The 26,625-nt window shown below is 28.3% G+C and carries 23 protein-coding genes; 6 read left to right on the top strand and 17 right to left on the bottom strand.

Translation table 11 applies throughout. The annotated features are described in order from the left end of the window. Nucleotides 1-47 precede the first annotated feature (47 nt). Together ACEXNK_RS09070 and ACEXNK_RS09065 are read left to right on the top strand one after the other, a co-directional pair. Nucleotides 48-260, top strand: coding sequence for a hypothetical protein (locus tag ACEXNK_RS09070; RefSeq protein WP_373599346.1), 213 nt, complete (start codon nucleotides 48-50; stop codon nucleotides 258-260). Between the two features lie 142 nt (nucleotides 261-402). Further along, nucleotides 403-741 carry a phage holin family protein gene (locus ACEXNK_RS09065; protein WP_373599347.1) on the top strand — a complete coding sequence of 113 codons (339 nt, stop codon included), beginning with the start codon at nucleotides 403-405 and terminating at the stop codon, nucleotides 739-741. 29 nt (nucleotides 742-770) lie between these two features. Here ACEXNK_RS09065 and ACEXNK_RS09060 read toward each other — a convergent pair whose 3' ends face one another. The 4 genes from ACEXNK_RS09060 to ACEXNK_RS09045 form a co-directional block, all read right to left on the bottom strand. Beyond that, a complete protein-coding gene (locus tag ACEXNK_RS09060; protein WP_373599348.1) occupies nucleotides 771-1,835 on the bottom strand; it encodes a lysylphosphatidylglycerol synthase transmembrane domain-containing protein in 1,065 nt (354 codons plus the stop codon). Between the two features lie 206 nt (nucleotides 1,836-2,041). Next, nucleotides 2,042-4,570 carry an FAD-dependent oxidoreductase gene (locus ACEXNK_RS09055; RefSeq protein ID WP_373599349.1) on the bottom strand — a complete coding sequence of 843 codons (2,529 nt, stop codon included), beginning with the start codon at nucleotides 4,568-4,570 and terminating at the stop codon, nucleotides 2,042-2,044. Nucleotides 4,571-4,807: 237 nt separating this feature from the next. Continuing rightward, entirely contained in the window at nucleotides 4,808-6,016 is a 1,209-nt protein-coding gene (locus tag ACEXNK_RS09050) for a CD0519/CD1768 family membrane protein (protein WP_373599350.1), read from the bottom strand. A gap of 239 nt (nucleotides 6,017-6,255) precedes the next feature. Next, the gene (locus tag ACEXNK_RS09045) at nucleotides 6,256-7,509 is read right to left on the bottom strand and encodes a GntP family permease (RefSeq protein ID WP_373599351.1); all 1,254 of its coding nucleotides are present in this window, start codon (nucleotides 7,507-7,509) and stop codon (nucleotides 6,256-6,258) included. 134 nt (nucleotides 7,510-7,643) lie between these two features. Between ACEXNK_RS09045 and ACEXNK_RS09040 the strand changes: the two genes are divergently transcribed. Continuing rightward, on the top strand, nucleotides 7,644-8,192 hold the full coding sequence (locus ACEXNK_RS09040; protein WP_373599352.1) for a helix-turn-helix domain-containing protein: 549 nt from the start codon (nucleotides 7,644-7,646) through the stop codon (nucleotides 8,190-8,192). A gap of 49 nt (nucleotides 8,193-8,241) precedes the next feature. Here ACEXNK_RS09040 and ACEXNK_RS09035 read toward each other — a convergent pair whose 3' ends face one another. The 4 genes from ACEXNK_RS09035 to ACEXNK_RS09020 all read right to left on the bottom strand — a co-directional run bounded on the left by ACEXNK_RS09035 (nucleotide 8,242) and on the right by ACEXNK_RS09020 (nucleotide 12,821). Next, nucleotides 8,242-9,066: a carbohydrate ABC transporter permease gene (locus ACEXNK_RS09035; RefSeq protein ID WP_373599353.1), complete on the bottom strand. Its 825-nt coding sequence runs from the start codon at nucleotides 9,064-9,066 to the stop codon at nucleotides 8,242-8,244. An 18-nt stretch (nucleotides 9,067-9,084) separates the two neighbouring features. Then, on the bottom strand, nucleotides 9,085-10,029 hold the full coding sequence (locus ACEXNK_RS09030) for a carbohydrate ABC transporter permease (RefSeq protein WP_373599354.1): 945 nt from the start codon (nucleotides 10,027-10,029) through the stop codon (nucleotides 9,085-9,087). Nucleotides 10,030-10,092: 63 nt separating this feature from the next. Continuing rightward, nucleotides 10,093-11,391, bottom strand: a complete 1,299-nt coding sequence (locus ACEXNK_RS09025) for an ABC transporter substrate-binding protein (RefSeq protein ID WP_373599355.1) — start codon at nucleotides 11,389-11,391, stop codon at nucleotides 10,093-10,095. Nucleotides 11,392-11,540: 149 nt separating this feature from the next. Beyond that, the gene (locus ACEXNK_RS09020; protein ID WP_373599356.1) at nucleotides 11,541-12,821 is read right to left on the bottom strand and encodes a Gfo/Idh/MocA family protein; all 1,281 of its coding nucleotides are present in this window, start codon (nucleotides 12,819-12,821) and stop codon (nucleotides 11,541-11,543) included. Between the two features lie 217 nt (nucleotides 12,822-13,038). Between ACEXNK_RS09020 and ACEXNK_RS09015 the strand changes: the two genes are divergently transcribed. Continuing rightward, nucleotides 13,039-14,208: an AraC family transcriptional regulator gene (locus ACEXNK_RS09015; RefSeq protein ID WP_373599357.1), complete on the top strand. Its 1,170-nt coding sequence runs from the start codon at nucleotides 13,039-13,041 to the stop codon at nucleotides 14,206-14,208. Between the two features lie 38 nt (nucleotides 14,209-14,246). On the opposite strand, the gene ACEXNK_RS09010 is transcribed toward ACEXNK_RS09015, so the two are convergent. The 6 genes from ACEXNK_RS09010 to ACEXNK_RS08985 all read right to left on the bottom strand — a co-directional run bounded on the left by ACEXNK_RS09010 (nucleotide 14,247) and on the right by ACEXNK_RS08985 (nucleotide 21,876). Next, complete coding sequence (locus ACEXNK_RS09010; protein ID WP_373599358.1) at nucleotides 14,247-15,650, bottom strand: peptide MFS transporter; 1,404 nt, start codon at nucleotides 15,648-15,650, stop codon at nucleotides 14,247-14,249. A gap of 80 nt (nucleotides 15,651-15,730) precedes the next feature. Next, the gene (locus ACEXNK_RS09005; protein ID WP_373599516.1) at nucleotides 15,731-17,524 is read right to left on the bottom strand and encodes an aminopeptidase P family protein; all 1,794 of its coding nucleotides are present in this window, start codon (nucleotides 17,522-17,524) and stop codon (nucleotides 15,731-15,733) included. A 295-nt stretch (nucleotides 17,525-17,819) separates the two neighbouring features. After that, nucleotides 17,820-19,610, bottom strand: coding sequence for an aminopeptidase P family protein (locus tag ACEXNK_RS09000; RefSeq protein ID WP_373599359.1), 1,791 nt, complete (start codon nucleotides 19,608-19,610; stop codon nucleotides 17,820-17,822). A 241-nt stretch (nucleotides 19,611-19,851) separates the two neighbouring features. After that, the gene (locus ACEXNK_RS08995) at nucleotides 19,852-20,148 is read right to left on the bottom strand and encodes a rhodanese-like domain-containing protein (protein WP_373599360.1); all 297 of its coding nucleotides are present in this window, start codon (nucleotides 20,146-20,148) and stop codon (nucleotides 19,852-19,854) included. A 75-nt stretch (nucleotides 20,149-20,223) separates the two neighbouring features. Further along, a complete protein-coding gene (locus ACEXNK_RS08990; protein ID WP_373599361.1) occupies nucleotides 20,224-21,144 on the bottom strand; it encodes a ribonuclease Z in 921 nt (306 codons plus the stop codon). Nucleotides 21,145-21,168: 24 nt separating this feature from the next. Continuing rightward, nucleotides 21,169-21,876, bottom strand: coding sequence for a DUF975 family protein (locus ACEXNK_RS08985; protein WP_373599362.1), 708 nt, complete (start codon nucleotides 21,874-21,876; stop codon nucleotides 21,169-21,171). Nucleotides 21,877-22,096: 220 nt separating this feature from the next. Between ACEXNK_RS08985 and ACEXNK_RS08980 the strand changes: the two genes are divergently transcribed. Both ACEXNK_RS08980 and ACEXNK_RS08975 read left to right on the top strand, forming a co-directional pair. Next, nucleotides 22,097-23,488 (top strand): MATE family efflux transporter, encoded by a 1,392-nt coding sequence (locus ACEXNK_RS08980; protein ID WP_373599363.1) that lies wholly within the window; start codon nucleotides 22,097-22,099, stop codon nucleotides 23,486-23,488. Between the two features lie 156 nt (nucleotides 23,489-23,644). Continuing rightward, nucleotides 23,645-24,697 carry an NAD(P)H-dependent flavin oxidoreductase gene (locus ACEXNK_RS08975; protein WP_373599364.1) on the top strand — a complete coding sequence of 351 codons (1,053 nt, stop codon included), beginning with the start codon at nucleotides 23,645-23,647 and terminating at the stop codon, nucleotides 24,695-24,697. Nucleotides 24,698-24,803: 106 nt separating this feature from the next. On the opposite strand, the gene rbr is transcribed toward ACEXNK_RS08975, so the two are convergent. The 3 genes from rbr to ACEXNK_RS08960 form a co-directional block, all read right to left on the bottom strand. Continuing rightward, a complete protein-coding gene (gene rbr / locus ACEXNK_RS08970; protein WP_373599365.1) occupies nucleotides 24,804-25,340 on the bottom strand; it encodes a rubrerythrin in 537 nt (178 codons plus the stop codon). A gap of 194 nt (nucleotides 25,341-25,534) precedes the next feature. After that, a complete protein-coding gene (locus ACEXNK_RS08965) occupies nucleotides 25,535-25,873 on the bottom strand; it encodes a rhodanese-like domain-containing protein (protein ID WP_373599366.1) in 339 nt (112 codons plus the stop codon). 79 nt (nucleotides 25,874-25,952) lie between these two features. Continuing rightward, nucleotides 25,953-26,564 (bottom strand): NUDIX hydrolase, encoded by a 612-nt coding sequence (locus tag ACEXNK_RS08960; RefSeq protein ID WP_373599367.1) that lies wholly within the window; start codon nucleotides 26,562-26,564, stop codon nucleotides 25,953-25,955. Nucleotides 26,565-26,625: the final 61 nt, after the last annotated feature.

Raw genomic sequence — 26,625 nt, 5'->3', positions numbered from 1 at the left:
AGTTTTTGCGAATTTATATAAAAGAAATAAGTGCGTGATATGGACCTATGTTTAGTGTAGCTCTGGATGAGCCTACAGATAAAGATAGTGTATTTGAAAGTGATGATTTTAAAATTGTTATCAATAAAGATTTATGCGAAAAAATAAATGTTATTAATATATATTATAAATCAGCTATATCTAGTGATATATTTAGAGTTTCAACAGACCTAACTTGGAAGGAAGATTACTATAATGAATCATGGTCTAAACCATGGTAATTTATATCAATTTTGTAATAAAATATTTTTTATGTGTAAACTAATAATTTATGGGAATATACTAAATATATAGATTTTTATAAGAGAAATAATTTATATATTATAGATTAATAAATTATTTAGTTTGAGAGGAGTTTTATTTATGAAAAAAATATCTTTATTTATAGTAGTTAATGCTATATCTTTATATTTAGTTTCACTACTAATGGATAGTATGTATATAGGATCATTTAGTGGTTTACTTATATTAACACTTATATTTGGTGCTTTAAACTTAACAATTAAACCACTTCTTCAATTTTTCTCACTACCAATAACATTTTTAACTCTTGGTTTATTTTCATTAGTTATAAATGGAGTAGTTTTAAAATTAGCATTTAGTTTAGTTCCTGGAGTTCATTTATATGGATTTTTAAGTGCTATAGGAGCTTCTATACTCCTATCTATTGCAAACACTATAATATATAATGTCTTAGATTAAAAAAGAAGAGGATTTTTACCTCTTCTTTTTTATGCTGCATATTTTTCATTTTTAGCTTTGACTTTTTCAATTTTACTTTTCATAGTATGATGAGTTATCATCGTAAATATTCCACTACCTACTAATACTGCATAATATACAAATCCCCCGTATAAGAATACTGCATATCCCATAAGCGGTTGAGGAAATACACTTTTAAATATAGTGAAAAATGCTAATTCACTTGCACCAGCATTTCCAGGTGTAGGTATTGGTGATATTGCCATGTATAAAAACGCTTGTAAAGTTAACATGTACATATAAGTATGACCAGTTAAATTAAAAGCTTTATATATCCAAAATGAAATACTAAAATAAACAGTTAATTGAACCACAGTTATGATTAAAGTTGATAATAATGCTTTTTTATTTTTTATAAATAAGTTAACAGAGTAACTATACTCATCTGCAAACTTTTCAACTTTATCTATTTTATTTTCTAAGAATCTAAATATTTTAAATCTGATTAAATAATTTATAATATATTTTGTAACATTTTTCACTTTCTCTGGATTATATATAACTAACATAGACATTATCAAAGTAAATGCATTTATAGCTATTCCTATTAGTATTAAAGGCATTACTCCTCTAAGCTCTTTTAACACAGCTGTATTTAATAATACTAATATAGAACAATATATTGTAACTACTACTTGATATATTATAGATTTGTTCATTATTACGGCAGTTGCCTTACTTGCAGGCATCTTACATTTATTAAGCACATATATTTGCATAGGTTGACTTCCCGATGCAAAAGGAGTTATTAAGTTATAATAAAATCCCATAGTCGCTAATTTAAATCCTATAAATTTTGTATTCACTTTGTGTATGCTGTCTATTACAATTTTTAAAACTACTCCCTCTAAAATCATATGAGTTAAAACAGCTGCAATTCCAAGTATAATAAACTTTTTATCAACCATTTTTATAACATCGTGAAGCATATCTATGTCTAAAGTTTTATAAACTAAATAGCTTGTTATTCCCAATATCAATACTAAAAAACCATATTGTAAGATATTTTTAATTAATTTATTGTCTTTTTTCATAGGAAACCCCCATTCTTTTAAGTATACGTTACTTACTATAATATATTTATCCTATTTGACTATACCATTATACAATATATTTATGATTTTTAGTATGATATATTTCTTACTTTTTTGTAATAATTAATAAAAACCTATCTTAAAATGTATATTTATCCAGCAATTAACACTATATAAATCATTATAAGATAGGTTTATTTTCTTAATTATAATACATTAGCTTTTAGAACTTGAGCTAAGTTTGCTTTTTCATTCATAAGGTTTATAACCTTTATGTTACTACTTAAATCATTTATAAATATAGACCCTACTAAGATGTCATCTTTAAAGAATAATTTCTTGTAAACTCCATTATTATTTAAGCTTAGTTCTCCGTCAGTATCACTTATATTACCTAAACTAAACACTTTTGTATCAAATACATCTAATCCTATTGGATAATTATCTAACTTAAATTCAATTTCATCTCCACATGCATTAGCCCCTGCTATTTTACCCATATCTATAGCTGCTGGCCATATAGCTAAAACCATAGAATCTATTTCAGCTACATCTCCACATGCATATATATCTTTTGATGATGTTTCCATATATTTATCTACGACTATTCCTCTATTAGTATTTATACTAGTATCTTTTACTATTTGTAAATTAGATCTAACACCTATCGAGAATAATACCATATCAGCATCTATAGAGCTTCCATCTTTAAATACTACTTTAGATAAACTACCTTCACCCTCTATAGATTCTAAAAATGTATTTGCTAATAAGTTTAGTCCATTATTTTTTAGAACTTTTTCTAAAGTTTCACTACCTTCTTTATCTAATTGTCTAGATAGTAAATTTGGCATAGCTTCTACTACTGTTACATCTTTTTTAGCAAGTTTTATTTCATAAGCTGCTTCAAGGCCTAATAATCCCCCACCTATTACAACTACTTTTTTAGCTTTATCTAGGTGTTTTTTTATTTTATCTAAGTCTTTTTTATTTCTTAAAGTATAAACCCCTTCTAAATCATGACCTTTTATTGTAGGTATAAAATTAGAACTTCCATTAGCTAATATTAACTTATCATAGTTTAAACTATTTCCATTACCTAAATTAACTTCTTTATTATCTTCATTTACACTCTCTACATTTACCCCAAGCATAACTTCTATATCATTATCTTTATACCATGAATTATCTACAATGTAAAAGTCTTCTTTTTTAACATCTTCATTCACAAAATCTGAAAGTGCAGGTCTATAATAAGTTAATTCTTCTTCATTAGTAATCATCATTATTTTAGCAGTTTTATTTCTTTTTCTTATAGCATCTGCTGCATAAAATCCTGCTGCTCCATTACCAACTATTACAAACTTTTCTTCTGTATCATTCCTATATACTATTTGTTCTTCTATAACTTCCATAAACTGATCATGTTTTGCACCACAAACTGGACATACATCCGGAGCTTCATCTCCATCAAATACTTCATTACATATTACACACTTCCATTTTCTAGTGCCTTCTTTTTTAGTGTACGCTTTTATAGTCTTTTCTACAAACCTTTGACCTAGTTTTTGAGCTTCATATAAATCTTTTTCACTAGGTTTAAAGTTTACAACTAAAGGTTCTATAGTCTTCATTCTAAGCTGATTTAATCTTTCCATAACATTTGGTATACCTTCCCCACTCCATCCATATGAACCAAATGCAGTTGCTACTTTAGTTCCATGTACTATAGGGTTTAAACTAACTAATATGTCCCATATAGGCTTTAATGCATCTCCATTTATTGTTGGCGTTCCAAATAATACACCTTGTGAATGTGCTATAGAGCTTAAAATTTCATCTATATTATGATTTATAACATCATACATTTTAACATTATAATCACTGTGTGTTTCTATTCCTTTTTTGATATTCTCTGCTAATTCACATGTATATCCATATGCACTTACATAACATATAGTTATATCTTTACTTGGAATTATTATTTCTTCACTACTCCATTTTTCATATATATCTACTATTTCTCTAGGATTTTCAACTAATACAGGTCCATGACCAGGGCATATAATATCTATCTTTAAATCTTTTATTTTATCTATAGCCTTTAATACATACGGTTTAAATGGCCCCATTATACAATCATAATAGTATCTTAGTGCATCCATATAATGTTCTTTATTCTCTATTTTCGTATTTATTACTCCATCACAACTATAATGGCTTCCAAATGAGTCACAAGTAACTAATACATTATCTTCTTTTATATAAGTGTATATTGTATCTGGCCAATGAAGTAAAGGAACTGAATAAAATCTTAATGTCTTATTTTCTATTTTTATCTCATCATTGTCATTTACTATTATATATTCAAATTCTCCATTAACGATTTCCTTTAAATAATTAATAGCATTTTGAGATGCTATAACCTTTGCATTTGGAGAAAGTTTTAATATTCTTTCCACACTTCCTGCATGATCCGGTTCTGTATGACTTACTACTATATAATCTATTTTTTCTAAATCTATATTTAAACTCTCAAGTCTAGCTAAGTAACTATCAAAATGCTTTGCTTTAACAGTTTCAAATAATATTGTTTTATCATTAGCTTTTAAAACATATGAGTTGTATGTTGTTCCATATGGCGTATACATTATTATATCAAATACTCTTAAGTTTGGATCTAGCGAACCTACCCAATATAAATTATCATTTAATTTAAGTGACTTTAATTCCATATATAATACCCTCCACTAATTGTTTGTTTATTATTTAACTCTTAATTCATTTATACCTTTCATTATTTTTTTCAAACAATATTTTTTAAATTTTACAAATAATTAATATAATACAACATTAGATTTATTTAATTTATATTACTGTATCTTATTCATTCTTTAATATCTATTATAATTTGAATATAAAAATAACCTATGTGACTTTAAATCACATAGGCTACCCTATTCTTTAACTTATTAAAATAATAGCATATATATAAAGTGTGCTGATATTCCTGCACATAATCCACCTATAGTATGAGATATTATAGCTTTACTTGTAAGCTCTCTTGCATTTAAAGCATCCATCATACCTACATGTGTACTTAAGTATCCACTCCAACACATACCCATAGCTGTAAATACTGCTATGTCATTAGGAGTTATAACTCCTTCTGTTATAAACTTTGGCACTAAACTCATTGCCGCTCCAACAGCGCCTAATGCTGTTATTGGGAATGCCATTGCTTGTGGATCAGTGAAACCAAATAATGGTCCTAATATAAACATTAGTTTATCTCCTAATGCTGGAAGTAATCCTATACCTTCATATGCTGCACCTGTATATATTTCAGCTCCAGTTTTAGGGTCTACAGATGGCCCAAATGTTAATAACATAACTAATGTACATACAACTAATACTCCTGGTATTATAGCCATACCTAGTTCAACACCATTTTTACCACCTTCTAGCATAGAGTCTAATATTCTTTGGAATAAACTTCCATCTCTTATTTCTCTATATTCCATAGCTTCTACTTTCCCAGAAGCTTTAACTTCATTCTTAGAATCATATTTATAATATTTTTTAGTAAAAGTAAGCATTATTCTAACACTTATTATACTTCCTATGATTGCAGCAAGATTACCAACTAATGCTGGGACTACATATTCAGAACCCTGTGTCATCATAAATGTTGTAACTATTAGTCCCATACCAAATGATGTTCCTAAGTTACACAATGCTGGAATTTGATATTTTTTAAAATATCTAGTAAAACTTTCATCCTTCGCAAATGCAATTATTGCTGGGTTGTCTGATAAGTAAGTAGTTACTGCACCTGCTATACTTGCTCCCGGCATATTGTATAACGGTTTCATAAATACCGCAAAAACTTTATTAAGAAGTGATATTACTCCAAATTCTGAAAGTAATGCACTTAATGCACCTGCAAGAACTGCTAGTGCCATTATTAAAAATACCGTATTTAACAATAAATCGTGAGCTGTGTTCATTATAGACTTAAACATAAGCCCCATTCCCATTTGGCTACCCACATATCCAAATCCTATTAGTAAAACCCCAATAAATACAAATGTTTCTGTACTTACAGCTTTTACTCTTCTCTTCCCACTAGAAATTTCCTCATTAATGGCGTTCTCTTCCTTAATCGTAGTAACTTCCATTTTTTTACCTCCCTTAGATTTTCTAGATGTTGATAAAATGATTTGTAAAATAAGATTTAATTTTTGTCTTATATTTAACAATCAATAACAAATAAAAATTTCATATTTTATATAAATTATACTATACATAAATCTATATTTCAACTTTTTTGAATTATATTATATTTTTTAGTCATTTTTTATAATTTTTTTAATAAGCAAAAGACTACATAAATAAGGTATTTATGTAGTCTTTTGCTTTAAAATAATCCATATATTATAGTACTTACAATAGTCATTACAATCCCTACTAGCATTTCATAGGGAACTAATTTAAATCTCTCTGAGATATTCATATTTATTCCACCTGCACTCGAATGAAATAATGATCCATGTGGTAATTGTTCAAATACACTAGCTCCTGCATTTACCATAGCTCCTCCCCCAACAGGACTTATACCTACTCCAACTATAGTGTCAGCAAATGTTGCAGATGCAATAGTTGCTCCTGCTGTTGAAGATGCTGTAGCTAAGGACATCAGCATTCCAGATATTGGAGCTAATAAAAATTCAGGCATACTTAACATATTTAATATATGTATAGTTGTTTCTTGTAATTGAGAGTTCTTTATTATACCTGCTAAAGTTCCTGTTCCAAGTAATAATATTGCAACTCCAGTCATTTTACTTAACCCATAAGTCATATATTCATTAAAGTAGCTAACTTTTTTCATTGCAATAAGCCCAATAAACCCACCTAATGGAAGTGCTATTAATGGATCTATGTTTATTTTTGTAAATGTTCCAAGAGACAATAAAACTATTGCACTTAAAGGACCTATTATAGAAGCAAAAAAACTTGGTAAATCTTCTCTTTGACTTTGTAAATCTTCTTCTTTTATTCCTTCTCCTTTATGAGATAACATATTAGAAAGTATTATAGTTACTATAACTCCAACTATAGCTGGGAGTATATTTGCAAACATTAATTTAGCTAAATCTATATTAAAGTTTTCTGATATTGCAATGGTATTTGGATTTGGAGATATAATATTTCCAGCCTTTCCACCTCCAGCCATCGCAAGTAATATCGCAAGCTTTGAGTAATTTAATTTTTTTCCAATAGATAAAGCAATAGGAGAAACCGTTATAATAGCAACATCTAAATTAACTCCCACACCTGCTAAAATCATAGCTGATAATGCAAGTGCTAACATAGAATGTTTTCTACCTAATAACCTTATAATTTCTTCAGATATTTTATCTACTGCTCCAGTTTTTATTAAAATTCCAGCCAATACTCCTGATGTTAATACTCTAAGTATAGATGGTGCAATATCTTTCGCTCCTATCATCATAATATCAACAGTTTGAGTTATATTAAGACCTCCTACTAACCCACCTATTAATGCCCCTAACATCAAACTGTACACAGGTTGAAATTTTCTAATAATCATAAATATTGCAAAAAATAAACCTATTATTGCTCCAAATGTACTTACCCTTATGTCCATTTCTATTCCCCCACTCTTTCACTGTTCAATATATTTTACTTTTGTTAAATATAATATAACAACATTGCTACTTTGTGTCAATCATATTTATTTGATATAATCTAAATATAATAATTTTTAGAAAGGAATTTTATATGGATAATATAGATATAGGGGAGAAAATTTCTCATATTAGAAAACAAAAAAGTTTAAGTATAAGAGATCTGGCAAAATTAGCAGATGTAACTCCATCTCTTCTTAGCCAATTAGAAAGAGGTTTATCTAATCCTTCATTAAATACAATAAAAGCTATATCTAAAGCTTTAGATGTGCCACTATTTACATTTTTTATTGATGAAGTAGATAATAAAGAACTCATAGTTAGAAAAGATAATAGAAAAAAAGTAATATTTCCTAAAAATAATGATATAGTATTTGAAGTTTTATCTCCAGAATCTGCAAATTCAGTAGAATTTGCAATAGTAAATTTAGTTAAAAATTCTACTATATCAAATGAACTTATGTCTCATAAATCAATAGAACTAGCTTATGTTTTAGAAGGAAAAGTCAAAATATATATAGAAAATGATGAATTTATATTAGAATCAGGAGACAGTGTCACAATTCCACCTGGAACTAATCATAGATGGGAAAATCCATTTAATGAACTAGCAAGGATAATATTTTCAATCAACTTTAAATAATTATCTATAATACAAAAAGAGCTTACTCAAAATAGTAAGCTCTTTTATTTTATTCTTTACCTGCAGATACTGCAATACTTGATATAAATTTCTTTTGGAATATACTAAATACTATAACCATTGGAATTATAGAAAGCACTGCACCTGCCATCATTCTAGGATAATGTGTTCCATATTGTCCTACAAACACTCTAAGACCTGCTGCAAGTGTTAACTTTTCAGGTGTAGAGTTTACTATTAGTGGCCATAAGAAACTATTCCATGCTCCAAGACCTCCAAGTATAGCTACTGTTCCAAGTGCCGGTCTAACTATTGGAACCATTAACTTGAAAAATATAGTAAATTGAGAAGCTCCATCTATTATAGCAGCTTCTTCCATATCTCTTGGTATAGACTTAAAGTGCTGACGTAATAAGAAAGTATAATATATACTAAATATTCCTGGTAAAACTATAGCTGTTAATGTATTTAAAAGCCCCATATCTTGTATAATTTGATATTGAGGTATTAAGTACATTTGTCCAGGTACCATCATCGCAGCCATAAGAATTAAGAATATAGCATCTTTAAACTTAAAATCTAATCTAGCAAATGCATATGCCGCTGGGGTTACTATGACTAATTGAAATATTATAGTAGCTACAGTAACTATAATAGTATTTATATAGTACTGTGCAAATGGGAATTCCTTAAAAATTTGAGTATAGTTTTCAATTCTTATCGATTCCGGAAATATCTTAGGTGGAATCGCTTCTGCTTCTGCTAATGTCTTTATAGATGTTAGTATCATCCATATAAATGGCAATGCTATAAACGCCGCCATAAGTATAAGTCCTAAATGAGTTAATATCTTGGCACTTCTTTTCATCTCCATATTACTTTACCTCCAATCTTATTCATCTGAGTAATGAACCCATCTATTTTGTAATTTAAATTGAATTATAGTTACTGTCATTATGATTAAGAATAAGATTACAGCTACTGCAGATGCATATCCCTTATCACCTAGTGTAAATCCTAAATCGTAGAAGTACCTTGTCATAGTTATTGTTGATTCATAAGCTGGACTTCCTTGCTTAATAAGCATAAACACAACATCAAATAATTGGAATGATCCTATTAACGACCATATAACTATGAAGAATATACTTGGTGTTAAAAGCGGTATTGTTATATGTGTAAACTGTTTAAATGATGAAGCTCCATCTATAGATGCTGCTTCGTAGTAAGATTCTGGTATAGATTGAAGTCCTCCTAAGAAGATCATTATCTTATATCCTAGTCCACCCCATATTATAAATACTATAATCACAACTCTTGCTAAGTTGGGATCTGTAAACCATAATTGTCCTTCTAATCCTATAGCTTCTAAAAACTGATTGACTAACCCAAATCTAGAGTTAAACATCCATTGAAATACTAATGTAGATGCAGATGCCATAGTTACAACTGGTAAGAAATATATTGTTCTATATATGCCTTTACCTTTTATATTTTTATTAAGCAGATTAGCTATACAAACAGATATTATTACCATTGGTGGTACAGTTACAATAACATATAAAAAGGTATTACCTACTGCCTTATAGAATAATGGATCTTTAAATAGCCTTGTAAAATTTTCTACTCCTATAAAACTCCATCCCCCAAAAGCATTTAAATCCGTTAAACTATAAAATAAGTTCAGTGTAAAAGGTATAAAGTTAAATACTAACACTCCTATAAGTAGAGGCAGTATGAACATGTATCCAGTCATATTTTTCTTAAATGCTTTCTTTTTCTTTGCTTTTCTTTTTTCAGTGTTGTTGGACTTTTCTTTTAAAACGTCTGCTTGCAATTTAAATCCCCCTTTATTTGTTTCAAGGGACTGCCTTAAAATAGACAGTCCCTACTCTTACTACTATTTTTTCTCTTTATCTAATATGGCTTGCATTTCATTTTGTGCATTTTCAAGAGCTTCATCTAAAGATATTTCATCTTGCATAAATTTAGTAATGTTATCCATTATAGCTTTGTCCCATTTTGAAGTTTCAAAGCTATTCGGAAGTGGCATAGCATTTTCAGCTACCTTAGACATAACTTGTGTATCTATACCTGTTTTTTCTTTCATCACTTCACCAAATAAATCTTGTACATTCTTATGTGCTTGTGGTACTAATGCTAGTTCAGTATAAGTTTTCATAGAATCTTCACTTGACATATAGTTTATAAAATCAAATGCTTCTTCTGGATGTTTAGAGTTTGCAGATATAACATTTCCTAACCCATGTATTACAGTCTTAGATGGATTACCTTCTTTTATAGTAGGTATTTCATGTAATTTAAAGTTTCCAGCAACCTGAGCTTGCTCTTTATCAGAGTATGGTAATAATCCATAAGATCCCATTTGTAAAACTAAAGCTTTTTCAGACTTGAATAATGTACCAGCTGTCACTTCTAAAGTTATATCATGAGGACTATGTAAATCACTCTTAACTAAATCATAATACTTTTTAAATCCTTCTTTAGTTTCAGGCGTTGTTAGCATAGCCTTAGTTTTATCATCACTTATTACCTTACCACCTGCAGATGCAACTTCATTAAATACTCCTGATTGAGTACTTTCTGTTGCATATGATGTGAATGGATATACATCTTTTGGTAATTTAGACTTAGCTTCTTCTAACCAAGTTATCATCTCATCCCAATTCCAACCTTCTTTAGGTTCAGATATTCCATATTCTTTCATAAGTCTTGTATTTATCATTAATATGTTGTTATCCCAAAAAGTTGGCATTCCATATTGATCCCCTTTATAGTTATACAAACTACTTATACTTTCTAGATATTGACCCATATCAACATTTTTTTCTTTTATGTAGTCTTTCATATTAACTAACATACCATTATCTGCATATTTATTAAAATTAACAGCGTTCATCCAGTATATATCTGGTGCAGATCCTCCTGCTGCCGCTGTCTCCATTTTAGTCCAGTAATCTGCAAATGAATATTGTTCTACTTTTATAGAAACATCTGGATTTTTTTCTTCATATTCATCTATTAATGTTTCAACTGCTTCCATGTGACTTTTATCCCATATTGCATATCTTAGTTCAACTTTTCCATCTGCACTATCTCCACCTGTTGAACTACATCCTACTAATCCTAGTACTAAAGTTAGTACTACCCCTGTTATGATTCCCTTTTTTAAAAACATAACAATCCCCCCTTTTAGATAATCCGTTTCCAATAACGTTTTCCTGAATATTCCAACAATTTACTCAATATAATTCTACATTACATTGAGTAAATTTGTATTTGCAATTTTATACACTTTTTTTACAATTTTATATATTTTAGCTAATTTTAAGCTTTAACTTCTAGTTTTTCTATTGCTTCATTCCAGAATTTTTCTATGTTAACAACTTCTTTATTAAGTCTAGAGTATTCTGCTGCAAAAGCCATTATATGACTTTCAACAGATTTTGTAGCACTAGTTCTTCCTTCTCCTCCATTTTCAGCCACTAGCTTAACAAAATCTTTCATTATTCCATAGTCTCCTCCACCATGGCCACCTTCAACTTCTTCTGGAATTATAGTTTCTATAGTGTTTTTTCCAAACTGCTCAAATCTCTTTATTTCTATATTATTTTTAACGTGATTACCTCCAACTTCTCCATGAGTGAACATTAATTTTATAGTTCTATTACATTCCTCAGTAAATGCTGATAAATTAAATGTTGCAGTTACATCATCTTCAAATTCTAATATAGTTACCATATGATCTACTACATTATTATCACACTTATACACACATCTGCCATAAGGCCCTGTTCTTAAGGCTTCTTCTAAATTTTCTTTTGTAGGTACAGGATGTACCACTTTTGCAAATATAGGTTTTTCTGATAAATAAAGCTTTTTAGCTGAATAAGGACATCTTTCTTCAACCTTACAATCTAAACATCTATCTGCCATTCCTTCTTTAAAATTCTTATCTCTCATATGAGTTAAATGTCCAAATGCAGATACATTAGTACACTTTTTACCAGTTAACCATAATAGTATATCCATGTCATGACAACTTTTTGCTAATATCAACGGACTTGTTTCATTACTATTTCTCCAGTTCCCTCTCGTAAATGAATGTGCAAAATGCCAATACCCTATATTTTCATTATGTTGTATACTTACTAATTCCCCTAATTCTTTGCTGTCTACTATTTCTTTTAACTTAGAGAAGAATGTTGTATATCTAAGTACATGACATATCATAAATACTTGATTTGGATATTTTTTTGCTAACTCTCCAAGTTTAACTATATCATCTAATTTATTTGACATTGGCTTTTCAAGAAGAACATGGTATCCCTTTTCAAGCGCTAATTTAGTTGGTTCATAATGAGACTCATCATTATTTGCTATTATTATCGCATCTGCTAATCTATCTTTTTCTAATAAATCTTTCCATGTTTCAAATACATTCTCAGGATCTATATTATGCTCTTTAATGCATATATCTCTTCTTATATCATGAGGTTCTGCTACAGCAACTACTTGCCCTAGTTCCTCGTGTTGTTTAAAATATGGTGCATATGCATGCATACCCCTTGCACCTGCCCCAATTATTGCAACAGTAATCTTTTTCATTTATTTACTACCCCCTCATATTTAAGCTTATGTATACTTTGCTTAATTATATTTTAATACGTAATATATTTTATGTATTTGCACTTTTGTATAAAAGTTTTATATTTTTATATCGTTATTTAATTAAAACCTATGATTTAATTTTGATTTTTACTGTATTTTTTTGTAAAATATTAATAACGGGAAATAGATTTCATAATTTTAGGGGGATTTTAAATTGTTTAAACAGACTACTTGTTTATCCTTTGAGAAATACGGTGTAATTTTATCAAAATTACCCGAGGATATTATGATTTGCGAGAAAAAAACTTCACTAAATCTTTTGCATAAATCAGTGGATATTCTCAATGCATCAAATTCTGATTTATATATTAAATTAAAAAGCGGTGTAGTTCTTATTGTAGTATCTTTAGATGCAGATTTTAAAAATATTGAAACTTTTATTTTGAATGGTAGAATTAAGCTTCAAAAAGAAGTTTATTATAATTTTATACCTATCTCTGATAATTGTTGTATAGATTTATTTGGTGAAAATCCATTTTTTCATTCTATAAACTTATCACAGCCATATACGTATAAAGAAATAGTTCCTACTATTTCAATAAAAAAGATATTCACTAAATTTTATCAAGAAAAACCTACTAATTATCTATTTAAAGGTGAAAAACATGATTTTTGGGAACTCACATATGTTGATAGAGGTGTTCTTTATACTAAAGTTAATAACAAAGAATATAAGCTTGTTCAAGGAGATTTATTTTTTTATTCTCCAAATGAATATCATAGTCAATATACAGATAATAAAAAATCCTGTTCTTACTTAACTGTAAGTTTTGACATGGATTTTAATGATAGTGATTTACTTTCTAATAAAATTTTTTCTTCTACAAAAGAATTATACAATATAATTAGCAAGCTTATGAAAGAATTAAATTCTACTCATTTATATTGCGATGAGCTTTCAATTTGTTATTTAAAAGAATTAGTTCTAAAAATTTTAAGTATTGATTTTGAGCAATCTATAATAAAGCCTGTTAATAAAGTTCAACAATACTATGATGATACTCTTTTAAATGATATTTTACAGTTTATAAATGAAAATGTTTGCGAATACCTTGATATAAAAACTATTTGCGATGAATTTTGTATAAGTAGTTCTAAACTTCATTTATTGTTTAGAAAAAATTTAGACACTACTGTTAAGTTATATATTAATGAATTAAAGTTAAAAAAAAGTAAAGAACTTATAAAGGAATCTAATTATACAATTAGCGAAATTTCCGAAATACTTGGATTCAACTCTATTCATTACTTTTCTAATAAGTTTAAAAAGGTTTATGGATTTTCTCCTAGTGAGTATTTGAAATCTATAAACAAAAACTATTAAAGGTTAGGATTAAATCCTAACCTTTAATAGTTTTATTGTTAAGCTACTGCTGATTCTTTTTCTTCATCGCTTCCAATCATAGCAGTTAATTTTTTATTAAATGCAAGTATTATAAATGTACCTACAATTAGTATTACTGGTATAGCTATGAATGTTTGCATAAGTCCCATTTTTTCTATTATCATTTGAACATATCCAGCCGCTTTATTTGCAAAGAAAGTTGCACATGCCCAAACTCCCATAAGTAAAGATAAGTATTTAGCTGGTGCTATTTTACTTACTAGAGAGTTTCCAAGTGGAGAGAAACACATTTCTCCTATAGTTTGGAATATTACGAAGAATACTAACCACATTACACTAGCTTTTACAGTAGTAGGAGCTCCTACACCTCTATTAAACTCCGCTAATATAACAAATCCAAATGCTACAGCTAAAAATGCATAGCCTAAAGCTATTTTTTGCGCCATACTTAAGTCACCTTTTTCTCTCTTAGATAACCTAGTCCATATAGCTGCCATAACTGGACCTAATGCAACACATAATAATCCATTTAATGTAGTTTCTATCCACATTACTGGTATTTCAAAACTTCCTACTGATAAATCAACATAGTCTTTCATGTATAATGCTAATGAAGATCCTGCTTGATTATAAAATACCCAGAAGAATATTGAGAAGAAAGATAATATAAATATTACTTTTACTCTATCTTTTTCCTTTTTAGTTAAAGGTCTATCTGCTGCTTTTGAATCTTTGCTATTTTCCATACTCTTATCAAGCATTTTTTGCGGATATTTTCCTGCTTCTCCTAAACATTTCATAGTGCAAGCAAATAGCAATCCTCCAAGTAACATCACTATAGCAGCTAACATAAAGCATTGTCTAAATCCATACTCAACTATTTGACCATTTTCTATAACAGCAAAAGTTTTTGTGTATAATATACCTATTGTTAATGACCCTATAAAAGAACCTAAATTAACAAATGTATATAATATAGAAAACGCTGCATCTTTTCTAGTATTATCATCATATAATTCCCCAACTAGTGCATTTAAATTACCTTTAAAAAATCCTGTTCCTATAGATATTAAAATTATCATTGCATGAACCCACATTACACTTGTTGCGAAATAACCTAATGCATAACCTGCTGCCATTATAACTGAACCTATAATTACACAATATCTTGCCCCTATCCATCTATCACATATCATACCTCCAAATATAGGTGCTAAATAAGTGAATGCTGCTAGGTTTGCAGCTATAGCCGTTGCATCAACAGCGTCTATTCCTAGACCACCTTTTGTTACCATTTCCGCTAAAAATAGTAATAATAACGTCTTCGACCCATAATATGCGAACCTTTCAAACGTAAATGTTAACCCACAAGTATATAATCCTTTAGGATGCTTTGCAGGTACAGATGCTGTGTTTGCCATCTATTAAATCCCCCTTAAAAATATTATTTTATATTAAAGTAGCTTTGTTTAAACAAAGCTACTTTAGCATACCCCTAAAATTAAATTTCTCTAGTGTACCCTTTTAACCAATTACTTTCTTCTTCATTTAAGAAAGGAGCTACTTTTTCATAAACTAACTTATGGTAATTATTTAAGTATTCTCTTTCTTCTCTATTCAATTCATTTACATCTATTGCATCTATATCTATTGGTGCAAATGTAACTGGCTCAAATTCCATAAATTGACCATACTCATTTTTTTCAGCTTTTTTTGTTATAAGTTCATTTTCTATTCTTATTCCATGAGAACCCTCTATGTAAATTCCTGGTTCATTAGTTGTAAGCATTCCTTCTTCAAGCGTAGCTGTCTCTAATCTTTGAGGAACTATTCTCCATCTGAATCCATTAGGTGCCTCATGTATAGTTCCCAAGAATCCTACACCATGACCTGTTCCACACTTATAATCTATTCCCATATTCCACATTGGTCTTCTTGCTAATATATCTAAATTATATCCTTTAGCCCCATGTAAAAACTTTGCCATAGATAGATTTATCATACCTCTAACTACTGCACTGAAATGTTTTTTAAGTTCATTACTTACTTCCCCTAATGCTATTGTTCTAGTTATATCTGTAGTTCCATCAAAGTACTGACCACCTGAATCTATTAAAAATAAATCCTTTGCTTCTAATTTATAATCACTTTCTGGTGTTGCACTATAGTGCATCATAGCTGCATGTTCTCTGTATCCTGCTATAGTTGCGAAACTTGGCTCTATAAATCCTTCTTGTTCACGTCTTAAGTTTTCTAATTTTTCAGCTGCGCTAATCTCAGTTATTTCAAACTTTCCTATGTTAGTTTTTAACCAATACATAAACTTAGTGAAAGCTACCCCATCTTTTAAATGACTATTTCTTATATTATCTAACTCAACTTTATTTTTAATAGCTTTGAAGTTCATAGTAGGATTGAATCCGTGTATTTTTTCAATTTCACTATCTAAATTGTTATATATCGAGTAGTTAACTTTATTATCATCTAATAATATCTTTTCATTTTTATCTATAGTCTTAGCAAATTCATATATTTCATTGTAAGGCTTTATTATTACATTTTCAGTATTCAACTCTTTTAACATTTCTTCATTTAGCTTATTTTCATCTATAAATAAGTAAACTTCGTCTAACGTTATTAATGCATAAGATAATACAACTGGTGTATACTTTACATCTCTTCCTCTTATATTGAATAACCAAGCAATATCATCAAGAGTTGTTATGACATGAGTTGTTGCTCCTTTTTCTTTCATCGCTTCTCTAAGCCTATTTAATTTCGAGCTAAATGTTTCTCCAGCATATTTAACATCTAGTAAAAAAGCTTTTTCAGTAGATAATGAAGGTCTGTCTTCCCAAACTTTTTCAACTAAGTCATGTTCATATATTATGCTTACATTTTTGTGATTTAATTTCTCTTTTAGAGTTCTTCCTTCGTTTGCAGATATTAATCTACCATCAAATCCTAAGTTAGAATTTTCAGACATTTTTTCACATAAGTATTCTTCTGTAGTCGGTACTCCCTCTTCACCCATTTTAAATAGTTTAATACCTGTATTTTCTAATTGTTTTTCAGCTTGTATAAAATATCTTCCGTCTGTCCAAAGTCCAGCTTCATCCATAGTTACTATTAAAGTACCCGCAGATCCTGTAAACCCTGATATATAAGCTCTTGATTTAAAATATTCTCCAACATATTCACTTTGATGATTATCTGAAGATGGTATTATATATGCATCTATACCATACTCCTTCATATACCCTCTTAATCTTTCTACTCTTTCCCTTATCATAATAAGCCCCCTTATTATTTATATAAATTTATATGTATTTCTTTTTCCATTTATAATATTAGCATTTTATGATATCGTTTTCAATATATTTACATAATTTTTATTATTTTTTAAATTTTTTACTAAATATCGAAAGTTTTTTATTTTTTTATATTCATAATTTTGCTATTACTTAAATAACAACTATTTTCTACTAAATAAATTTACTGATTATTTTGCTCTATTTTATTAATTAGCAATTCTGTTTTCACAAAAATAAGGGTGTATGATTTTAAATCATACACCCTTATTTTTTAATTTATATAGATTTAGTATATTCTTTTAACCACTCTTTTTCATTTTCGCTTACGAATGGTGATATTTTATCATAAACTAACTTATGATAGAAGTTTAAGTATTCTCTTTCTTCTCTATTCATTTCATCTACATCTATTGCATCTAAATCTATTGGAGCTAAAGTTACTACTTCAAAGTCCATAAATTGACCATATTCATTTTTCTCTGCTTTTCTTACAACTAGCTCATTTTCTATTCTTATACCATGAGACCCTTCTACATATATACCAGGTTCATTAGTTGTTACCATTCCTTCTTCAAGTACAGCACTATCAAATCTTTCTGGAACTATTCTCCATCTAAATCCATTAGGTGCCTCATGTACATTTAATAAGAATCCTATACCATGTCCTGTTCCACATTTATAGTCTATTCCCATATTCCACATTGGTCTTCTTGCTAATATGTCTAGATTATATCCTCTTACTCCATGTAGGAATTTAGCCATTGATAGATTTATCATACCTCTAACTACTGCTGTAAAGTGCTTTTTAAGTTCATCACTTATTTCTCCAAGTGCCATAGTTCTAGTTATATCTGTAGTCCCATCAAAATATTGTCCACCTGAATCTATTAAGAATAAATCACTTGCTTCTAATTTATAATCACTTTCTGGTGTTGCACTATAATGCATCATCGCTGCATGTTCTCTATATCCTGCTATAGTTCCAAAACTTGGCTCTATAAATCCATTTTGTTCACGTCTTAAGTCTTCTAGTTTTTTAGAAGCACTAAGTTCAGTTATTTCCATTTTACCTACATTAGTTTTTAGCCAATACATAAACTTTGTAAATGCTACACCATCTTTGATATGACTATTTCTTATATTTTCTAATTCCACTTTATTTTTTTGAGCTTTCATAAACATAGTTGGATTAAAGTCATCTATTTTAGTTAATTCACTAGGTATATTATTTAATATAGCATAGTTTATTTTAGTTGAATCTAATAATATTTTTTCGTCTTTATCTAAAGTTTTTATAAATTCATATATATCATTATATGGTTTTATAACTACAGCTTCTTTATTTAATTCATTTAATATTTCTTCATTTAACTTTGCTTCGTCTGCAAATAAGTATACTTTATCTAGTGTTATTAGTGCATAAGATAGTACTACTGGATTAAACTTAACATCTCCACCTCTTATATTAAATAACCAAGCAATATCATCAAGAGTTGTTATAACATGAGTTGTTGCCCCTTTTTCTTTCATAGCCTCTCTAACTCTATTTAACTTTGAACTAAATGTTTCTCCTGCATATTTAACATCTAGTAAAAACGCTTTTTCTGTAGATAATGATGGTCTATCATTCCAAATCATATCTATTAAATCATATTCATATACTATTTTTATATTTTTTTTAGCTAACTTCTCTTCTAAACTAGATCCTTCTTTAGCACATATAACTCTACCATCAAATCCTAATACTCCACCTTCTTTTATAGCCTCATCAAGGTATTCATCTGTACTAGGAACCCCTTCTTCACCCATTTTAAATAGTTTTATAGTAGTATCTTTTAATTCATTTTCAGCTTGTATGAAATATCTTCCATCTGTCCAAAGCCCTGCTTCGTTCATAGTTACAACTACAGTTCCAGCTGATCCTGTAAATCCAGATATAAATTCTCTACTTTTAAAATAATCTCCAACATACTCACTTTGGTGATTGTCTGAAGATGGTATTATGTATGCATCTATATTTTTCTCACTCATATGCTTTCTAAGCATTGATAATCTTTCTTTTATCATGTTAAAAACCCCCTATTATTTCTACAAAAGAATTTTTAAATTCTTTTTTTATATATTTTATAAATAATTTGTTATTTATTTATCTAGATAAATTTTATCATTTTATGACATCGTTTTCAATTAAAATTTAAATTTTTTTACATATATAATATTTTTTATTTATAATGAATTTCAAAATAACTTTCTAAACTTTTTTAAAAAGGATTAAAACCTAGTTTATAGATTTTAATCCTTTTTTATATTAACCAAACTCTATTATACCTTTTTCTAAATTATAAATATTTTTAAATCCTTCTAATTCTAATAAATTACATGCAGTTATGCTTCTATGTCCACTTCTGCAATAAACTATTATATTTTTATCTTTATAATCGCTTATATCGTCTATATTATACATTAAATTTTGAAGAGGTATGTTTATAGCATTTTCTATTTTTTTCTCTTCAAATTCTTCCTCTGTTCTTATATCTATTAATAAAGTATTTTTATCTTTTATCATTTCTTTCAATTTTTTATTATCTATGTTTTTATAATTCATATCCGACCTCCACAAAGTTGATATTATAATTATACCCTAATATATTTTATCAAAACAAAAGAGTAGTAATAATTACTACTCTTTAAACTTTAAGCTAAGTCCCATTCTATCTGTCCCTATTATAGTGTTTTCAAATATCTCTATAGCATTTTCAATATAAAAATTCGGATCTTTAACAATTGGACTAAAGTGAGTCAATATCAAGGTTTCTACATTTGCATTTCTCGCTATGTTTGCACTCTCCCTAAACGTCATATGTTTATTTTTTATAGCTTTTTCTAAATCTTCATCTTCCCCATACATAGCTTCACAAACTAATAAATCACTGTTATCTACAAAGTCAACTATTGATTCAATCGGTCTGGTATCTGTTACAAAGCTAATCTTAATGCCTTTTCTAGCTTCTCCCATTACCATATTTTTTGTATATAATTTTCCATCTAATTTTATATTTCTTCCATTTTGCAACTTATTCCAAAGTAATTTAGGCACATTGTTTTCTATAGCTTTATCTATATCAAACTTAGCCTTTCTTTTTATATAAAAACTATACGCTATACAAGGGGATGAGTGATCTACTTCAAGTGTAGATATAATAATATCATTATCTATGTAATTATTGTCTATTAGTATATCTTCTTTAGGATTTTCAATTATTAAAACTTCATATGGAAGCTGTCCTGTAATTACCATAAAAGCTTCTACTGCTAATTTTATCCCAGTTGGTCCTATTATAGTTAACGGCTCCGTTCTTCCACTATTTCCTATAGTAGATAAAATTCCTGGAAGTCCTATTATATGATCTCCATGTATGTGAGTTATACAAATATAGTCTATACTTTTAAATCCTGAATTTATTATTTTCATAGAAACTTGAGTTCCTTCTCCGCAATCTATAAGAACCTTTCTACCTCTATAATTTATAAGTAATGAAGAAAGATATCTATCAGGTGTTGGAACTCCACCGCCACAACCTAATAAAGTTACTTGAACCATATTACCGCCTCTTTACATTTAAATTTAGGCTATAACTTTTTCATTTTTATAATATTCATTTCTGACTAATTTATGATAATTTGCTAATGTTTGATTTTTATATGGATTAACCCATATAGATGCTAATTTAAAAGTAAATATATCTAGTATTAGCCAAGGCACAAAACTTAAAGTTATAGCTATGTACTCTACTAATCTCCCCTTCATCATTAACATACTATCTTTTAAAACCTCAGTTCCTTTCATTTCTTCATTGCACACCATTATATAATATATCTGCGAAAGATAAGTTTGTAATATAAATGATGGTATAAATATTATAATAGCCATTATAATAGGAACTACTGCTTGATTAGGTTTAAATATCATAATAACTGTCGTTGTTAATGTTACTAAAGACGAAGTCATTAAATATGTTATCATAGTTCTTACTATATATACGATTCCTTGACGAAATAAACTTACTTTATAACCATAAAATAAATCTAATAATTTTACATTTTTATTTTCTATAGTACAATTGTAATGAATATATGCAATTCCTAAAAACAAAGGTTGTACTATTGTCATTAGTATGAACTTTGTAATCGAATTTAATTCTGTGTTAGACATAAGTTGTATGATTGGTATCACCATTGTTAATACACTAAACACTAAATTTGAAATAATTAATAAACTTGTTTTCCCCTTCATTTGTTCTTTTGCCAATTTTTTTAGCTTAGCTGTCTCCAAAACCTTTTCCTCCCAATTATAATATAATTTCATTTTGTATTTAAATTATATTATATATTTAATTTTTTATCTACTTACTTTTTGAAAAATAGCATTTTTGTAAATAGTCAAAAAGTTTAAAATATTATTTAAAAATAATAATATTTAATTATAGAGAATATTCTAAACATTTGTTACTATACTATTAATGACTTAAAAAATAAATACAAGGGGGATTTTTATGAAAGATTTAACAATTGGAAATGAAAGTAAATGCATATTTAACTTTGCTCTTCCAATGCTAATTGGTAGTTTATTTCAACAGTTATATAATACTGCTGATAGTATAATTGTAGGACGGTTTATTGGAAAAAACGCAATGGCTGCAGTATCTGGAGCTAATCCCATAATGTTTTTGTTGACATCATTTTTAATGGGAATAACTTTAGGATTTTCTATACTTATATCACAATATTACGGAGCTAAAAACATGGAAAAAGTAAAAAACGCAATAGATACTACATATATATTTATATTTATAGCTTCTTTCTTCATAACTATAATAGGAGTCTTTTTTAGTGATAACATACTTCAAATTATGAATACTCCAACCGAAATTTTTAACCTTTCTAAAGGATATTTAGTAATAATATTTGCAGGAACACTATTTTCTACCGGATATAATTCAGTTTGTGCTATCTTAAGAGGACTTGGTGATTCTACAAATCCTTTATATTTTCTTATAATAGCAACTATTCTAAATATAATTTTGGATATTGTATTTATAATATATTTTAATATGGGCGTAAATGGAGTTGCTTTAGCTACTATAATAGCTCAAGCTGTAGCCTTTATATTTAGTGTTGTATACCTTAATAAACGCCATGATGTTTTAAAAATTAAGTTTAAAAGTTTGAAATATGATTCTGATATTTTTAAAACAGGTTTAAAACTGGGTTTGCCTTCAGCTGTTCAACAAACACTTTTTTCTATAGGAAATATAACTCTTCAATCTTTAGTTAATAGTTATGGTACTTCTGCTATGGCGGCCTTTGGAGCAGGTTCTAAAATAGAAACCTTTATTTCTCTTCCTATTATGAATTTAGGTAGTGCTGTATCCACATTTGTTGCGCAAAATATGGGAGCTGGAAAGGTTGAAAGAGTTAAAAAAGGTGTGAAATCTTCAATTACTATGGCTCTTTCTATATCAGTTTTTGTTTTAATAATATTTTTCCTATTTAAAGAAAATTTAATAAAATTATTTAATACTGATCCAGAAGTTGTATCTATAGGTTCTAAATATTTACTTACAATAGGCCCTTTCTTCTTCCTTATAAGTACTTCTTTTATGTTGACTAGTTCTATACGTGGAGCAGGTGCTTCTTTATTTGCTATGATAAGTTCTATGATATCTTTATGGATAGCTAGAATACCAGCTTCTTATTTATTATCTTCAATATACGGAGTAAATGGAATATGGATGGGAATTCCTATAGGATGGTTGGTTGGATTAATTGTTACAGGAATTTATTATAAAAAAGGATATTGGAAAAATAAAGCAGTTATAAATTCGTCTTCCAATAATTATGAACCTTCTTTAAAAAATGAATTTGCATCCACTGAATCTGATTAATACAAAATGAACTGCCTTTTAAAGGCAGTCTTTTCTGTTTTTATAAAGATTTTAAATAATAATTGATTATTTTTTATTTTATAGTATAATTTAATTATTACTAGGTACTAATACTTAATATAATTATCTAGTAAAATTACATTTTGGAGGAAAGTAATGAAACCATTAATAATAGGAGATTTAATAGCTAAAGTGCCAATAGTCCAAGGTGGTATGGGTGTAGGAGTATCTAGATCCTCTCTTGCTAGTGCTGTTGCTAAATGTGGAGGAATCGGTGTTATATCTGGTGCTCAAGTAGGCTATGATGAAGATGATTTCGAAGAAAATCCACTTAAAGCTAATTTAAGAGCCTTAAGAAAACATATATTAAAAGCAAAAGAAAATTCTAAGGGAGGAATAATTGGAGTAAACCTTATGGTTGCTATGAATTATTATGAAGAACACGTAAAAACTTGCATTGAGTCTGGTGTTGACTTAATAATATCTGGAGCAGGTTTACCAACAGCACTTCCTAAACTAGTTAAAGGTAGTTCTGTTAAAATAGCACCTATAGTATCAACATCTAAGGCTTTGAGTGTTATTCTTAAAATGTGGGATAGAAGAGAAAATACTACAGCTGATATGATAGTTGTAGAAGGCCCTAAGGCAGGCGGTCACTTAGGATACCATAATGATGAATTGGATGATATAGAAAGTATAGATTATGATGGAGAGTTTGTTAAGATATTAGACATAGCTAAAAGTTATGGTGAAAAATTTAATAAAAACATACCCGTTATTGCAGCTGGTGGAATTTTTACTGGTGATGATGTTTTAAAATACATAGATATGGGCGCTAGTGGAGTTCAAGTTGGCACAAAATTTGTAGCAACTCATGAATGTGATGCTTCTTATGAATATAAAATGACCTATGTAAATGCATCAAAAGATGATATACAAATTGTAAAAAGTCCAGTTGGTATGCCTGGTCGTGCTATAACTAATAAGTTTATCAGTTCTGTTCGTGAAGGAAAAAATATAACTAAATGTTATAATTGCCTGATTCCATGCAATCCAGCTAGTACTCCTTATTGTATCTCTAAAGCACTTATTGATGCTGTTACAGGTGATATTGACAACGGTCTTTTATTTTGCGGAAGCAATGCTTATAAAGTAGACTGTCTAAAATCTGTATCTGAGGTTATAGAAGAACTTACATCAAAACTATAAATAACAATAAAAGTAGCTCATGATTATTTAATAATCATGAGCTACTTATTTTATATATATGTATTTTCTTCTTAACCTAAAGTATATTTTTAAAGATTATATCTAATTAAAATTCATCACATTTTATTTCGAAGAAAGCTTTTGGATGTTCACAAACTGGACATAATTCCGGTGCATTTGTTCCTTTATGTACATGTCCACAGTTTTTACATCTCCACTCTACAACTTCTTCTTTTTCAAATACTTTATCAGCATTTAAAGTTTCAAGTAGTTCTTTATATCTTTCTTCATGTTCCTTCTCAATAGCCCCAACTTCTCTTAATAAGAATGCTATTTTTTCAAACCCTTCTTCTTCTGCTTCTTTTGCAAATTGTTCATACATGCTAGTCCACTCATAATGCTCTCCAGCCGCAGCATCCTTTAAGTTTTCTTCTGTTGATCCAACTCCATTATGAATTAATTTAAACCATATTTTAGCATGAGCCATTTCATTGTGAGCAGTTTCATCAAAGAAATCTGCAATTTTGTTATATCCTTCTTTTCTTGCTTTAGATGCATAATAAGAATATTTATTTCTAGCTTCTGACTCTCCTGCAAATGCAGCCATTAAGTTTCTTTCCGTTTTAGTTCCTTTTATGTCCATTTTAAGCCTCCAAATATTAAATATATTTGTTAGGGAACTGTATTTCCCCTTTACAAGTGGTATTATATACCATTTGTATACGGTAGTCAATATAGTAAGCTTTCTTACATTGTTGTGCAAATTCTGTATATTAATTAAAAAAAGACTACCTTTAAATTAATTAATATAATTTCAGATAGTCTTTTTACTATTTTTTAGTTAGAGTTCATATAACTATACATTCCACCTTTTAAGTTATATATATTCTCAAATCCTTCTTTATATAAAATACTTGCTGCACTTTTACTTCTAGCACCTGAAGCACAATACAATATTACAATCTTATCCTTATACTTACTTATAGTGTTTACCTTATTTCTTAATTCACTTACGGGTATATTTTTAGCCTTATCTATATGCCCATTTTTATATTCCTGATTAGTTCTTACATCTATAATTATATAACTTTTATTATCTTTAATTATAGATTTTAATTCGCTTGAATCTATATTTTTGTATTTATTATTTTTAAATATATTCATTAAGAAGTTCATAATTTTTCTCCTTTTGTATTTATTATATATATTATTTTAATAAATACACTTAATAAACTCTGTGATTTTATCACACTTATTATAAACTAAAAAAACTTTCTCCATATAGTGCAAAACTTTGTAAAGTCATAAAAGCTTTTATATCTATTTTTACATTATCCCTTATTAGTTTCTTAGCTTCTTCTTGATTAACTAACATAGGTGTAATATCTTCATCTTCTTCAAGATACGCTTTACTTAAATTACCTTCACATGTACAGTAAATTAAACTAGCACTTTCTTCTGTCATTCCTGGTGATAAATATAATTGATTACTACCTAAATTGTGATTTATATGTAATAAGTTAAGTCCTGTTTCTTCTTTTAATTCTCTTTTTATAGTTAGTTTAGGGTCTTCATTTGGATCTACTAATCCTGCTGGAAGTTCATATACATAATCATTTAATGGTATTCTAAATTGCTTTACTAAAACCAAACTTTTACTTTTTTCATGAAATGCAGCTATTACAACCGCATCCACTTCATCTTGCTTTCCATTAAAGTATTTATCACTCAAACTAACATAATCTTTTCTTGAAGCTATCATCCAGTGTTTTTCATTTCCTAATTTATTTGTATACTTTGCATCATATATGCTTAGAAACTTAGTTTGTGCAAGTGGTTTTAGTTCTTTTATTCTATTTTTATTCATACTTTACACCTCTTTTATTTGTTTTTCATTATTATATCTTTATTATACATAAGTATATTTT

It is taken from the genome of Paraclostridium bifermentans, assembly GCF_964259345.1.
GTDB classification, from domain to species: Bacteria; Bacillota; Clostridia; order Peptostreptococcales; family Peptostreptococcaceae; genus Paraclostridium; species Paraclostridium bifermentans_B.
Note: the sequence above shows the minus strand (reverse complement) of the source record. Positions and strands in the feature narration are given on the sequence as shown.

Excerpts from the sequence above, each read along its gene's own strand:
- ACEXNK_RS09070 (WP_373599346.1), top strand. The coding sequence starts at position 48 with ATGTTTAGTGTAGCTCTGGATGAGCCTACAGATAAAGATAGTGTATTT.
- ACEXNK_RS09065 (WP_373599347.1), top strand. The coding sequence starts at position 403 with ATGAAAAAAATATCTTTATTTATAGTAGTTAATGCTATATCTTTATAT.
- ACEXNK_RS09060 (WP_373599348.1), bottom strand. The coding sequence starts at position 1,835 with ATGAAAAAAGACAATAAATTAATTAAAAATATCTTACAATATGGTTTT.
- ACEXNK_RS09055 (WP_373599349.1), bottom strand. The coding sequence starts at position 4,570 with ATGGAATTAAAGTCACTTAAATTAAATGATAATTTATATTGGGTAGGT.
- ACEXNK_RS09050 (WP_373599350.1), bottom strand. The coding sequence starts at position 6,016 with ATGGAAGTTACTACGATTAAGGAAGAGAACGCCATTAATGAGGAAATT.
- ACEXNK_RS09045 (WP_373599351.1), bottom strand. The coding sequence starts at position 7,509 with ATGGACATAAGGGTAAGTACATTTGGAGCAATAATAGGTTTATTTTTT.
- ACEXNK_RS09040 (WP_373599352.1), top strand. The coding sequence starts at position 7,644 with ATGGATAATATAGATATAGGGGAGAAAATTTCTCATATTAGAAAACAA.
- ACEXNK_RS09035 (WP_373599353.1), bottom strand. The coding sequence starts at position 9,066 with ATGGAGATGAAAAGAAGTGCCAAGATATTAACTCATTTAGGACTTATA.
- ACEXNK_RS09025 (WP_373599355.1), bottom strand. The coding sequence starts at position 11,391 with ATGTTTTTAAAAAAGGGAATCATAACAGGGGTAGTACTAACTTTAGTA.
- ACEXNK_RS09020 (WP_373599356.1), bottom strand. The coding sequence starts at position 12,821 with ATGAAAAAGATTACTGTTGCAATAATTGGGGCAGGTGCAAGGGGTATG.
- ACEXNK_RS09010 (WP_373599358.1), bottom strand. The coding sequence starts at position 15,650 with ATGGCAAACACAGCATCTGTACCTGCAAAGCATCCTAAAGGATTATAT.
- ACEXNK_RS09000 (WP_373599359.1), bottom strand. The coding sequence starts at position 19,610 with ATGATAAAAGAAAGATTATCAATGCTTAGAAAGCATATGAGTGAGAAA.
- ACEXNK_RS08995 (WP_373599360.1), bottom strand. The coding sequence starts at position 20,148 with ATGAATTATAAAAACATAGATAATAAAAAATTGAAAGAAATGATAAAA.
- ACEXNK_RS08990 (WP_373599361.1), bottom strand. The coding sequence starts at position 21,144 with ATGGTTCAAGTAACTTTATTAGGTTGTGGCGGTGGAGTTCCAACACCT.
- ACEXNK_RS08980 (WP_373599363.1), top strand. The coding sequence starts at position 22,097 with ATGAAAGATTTAACAATTGGAAATGAAAGTAAATGCATATTTAACTTT.
- ACEXNK_RS08975 (WP_373599364.1), top strand. The coding sequence starts at position 23,645 with ATGAAACCATTAATAATAGGAGATTTAATAGCTAAAGTGCCAATAGTC.
- rbr (WP_373599365.1), bottom strand. The coding sequence starts at position 25,340 with ATGGACATAAAAGGAACTAAAACGGAAAGAAACTTAATGGCTGCATTT.
- ACEXNK_RS08965 (WP_373599366.1), bottom strand. The coding sequence starts at position 25,873 with ATGAACTTCTTAATGAATATATTTAAAAATAATAAATACAAAAATATA.
- ACEXNK_RS08960 (WP_373599367.1), bottom strand. The coding sequence starts at position 26,564 with ATGAATAAAAATAGAATAAAAGAACTAAAACCACTTGCACAAACTAAG.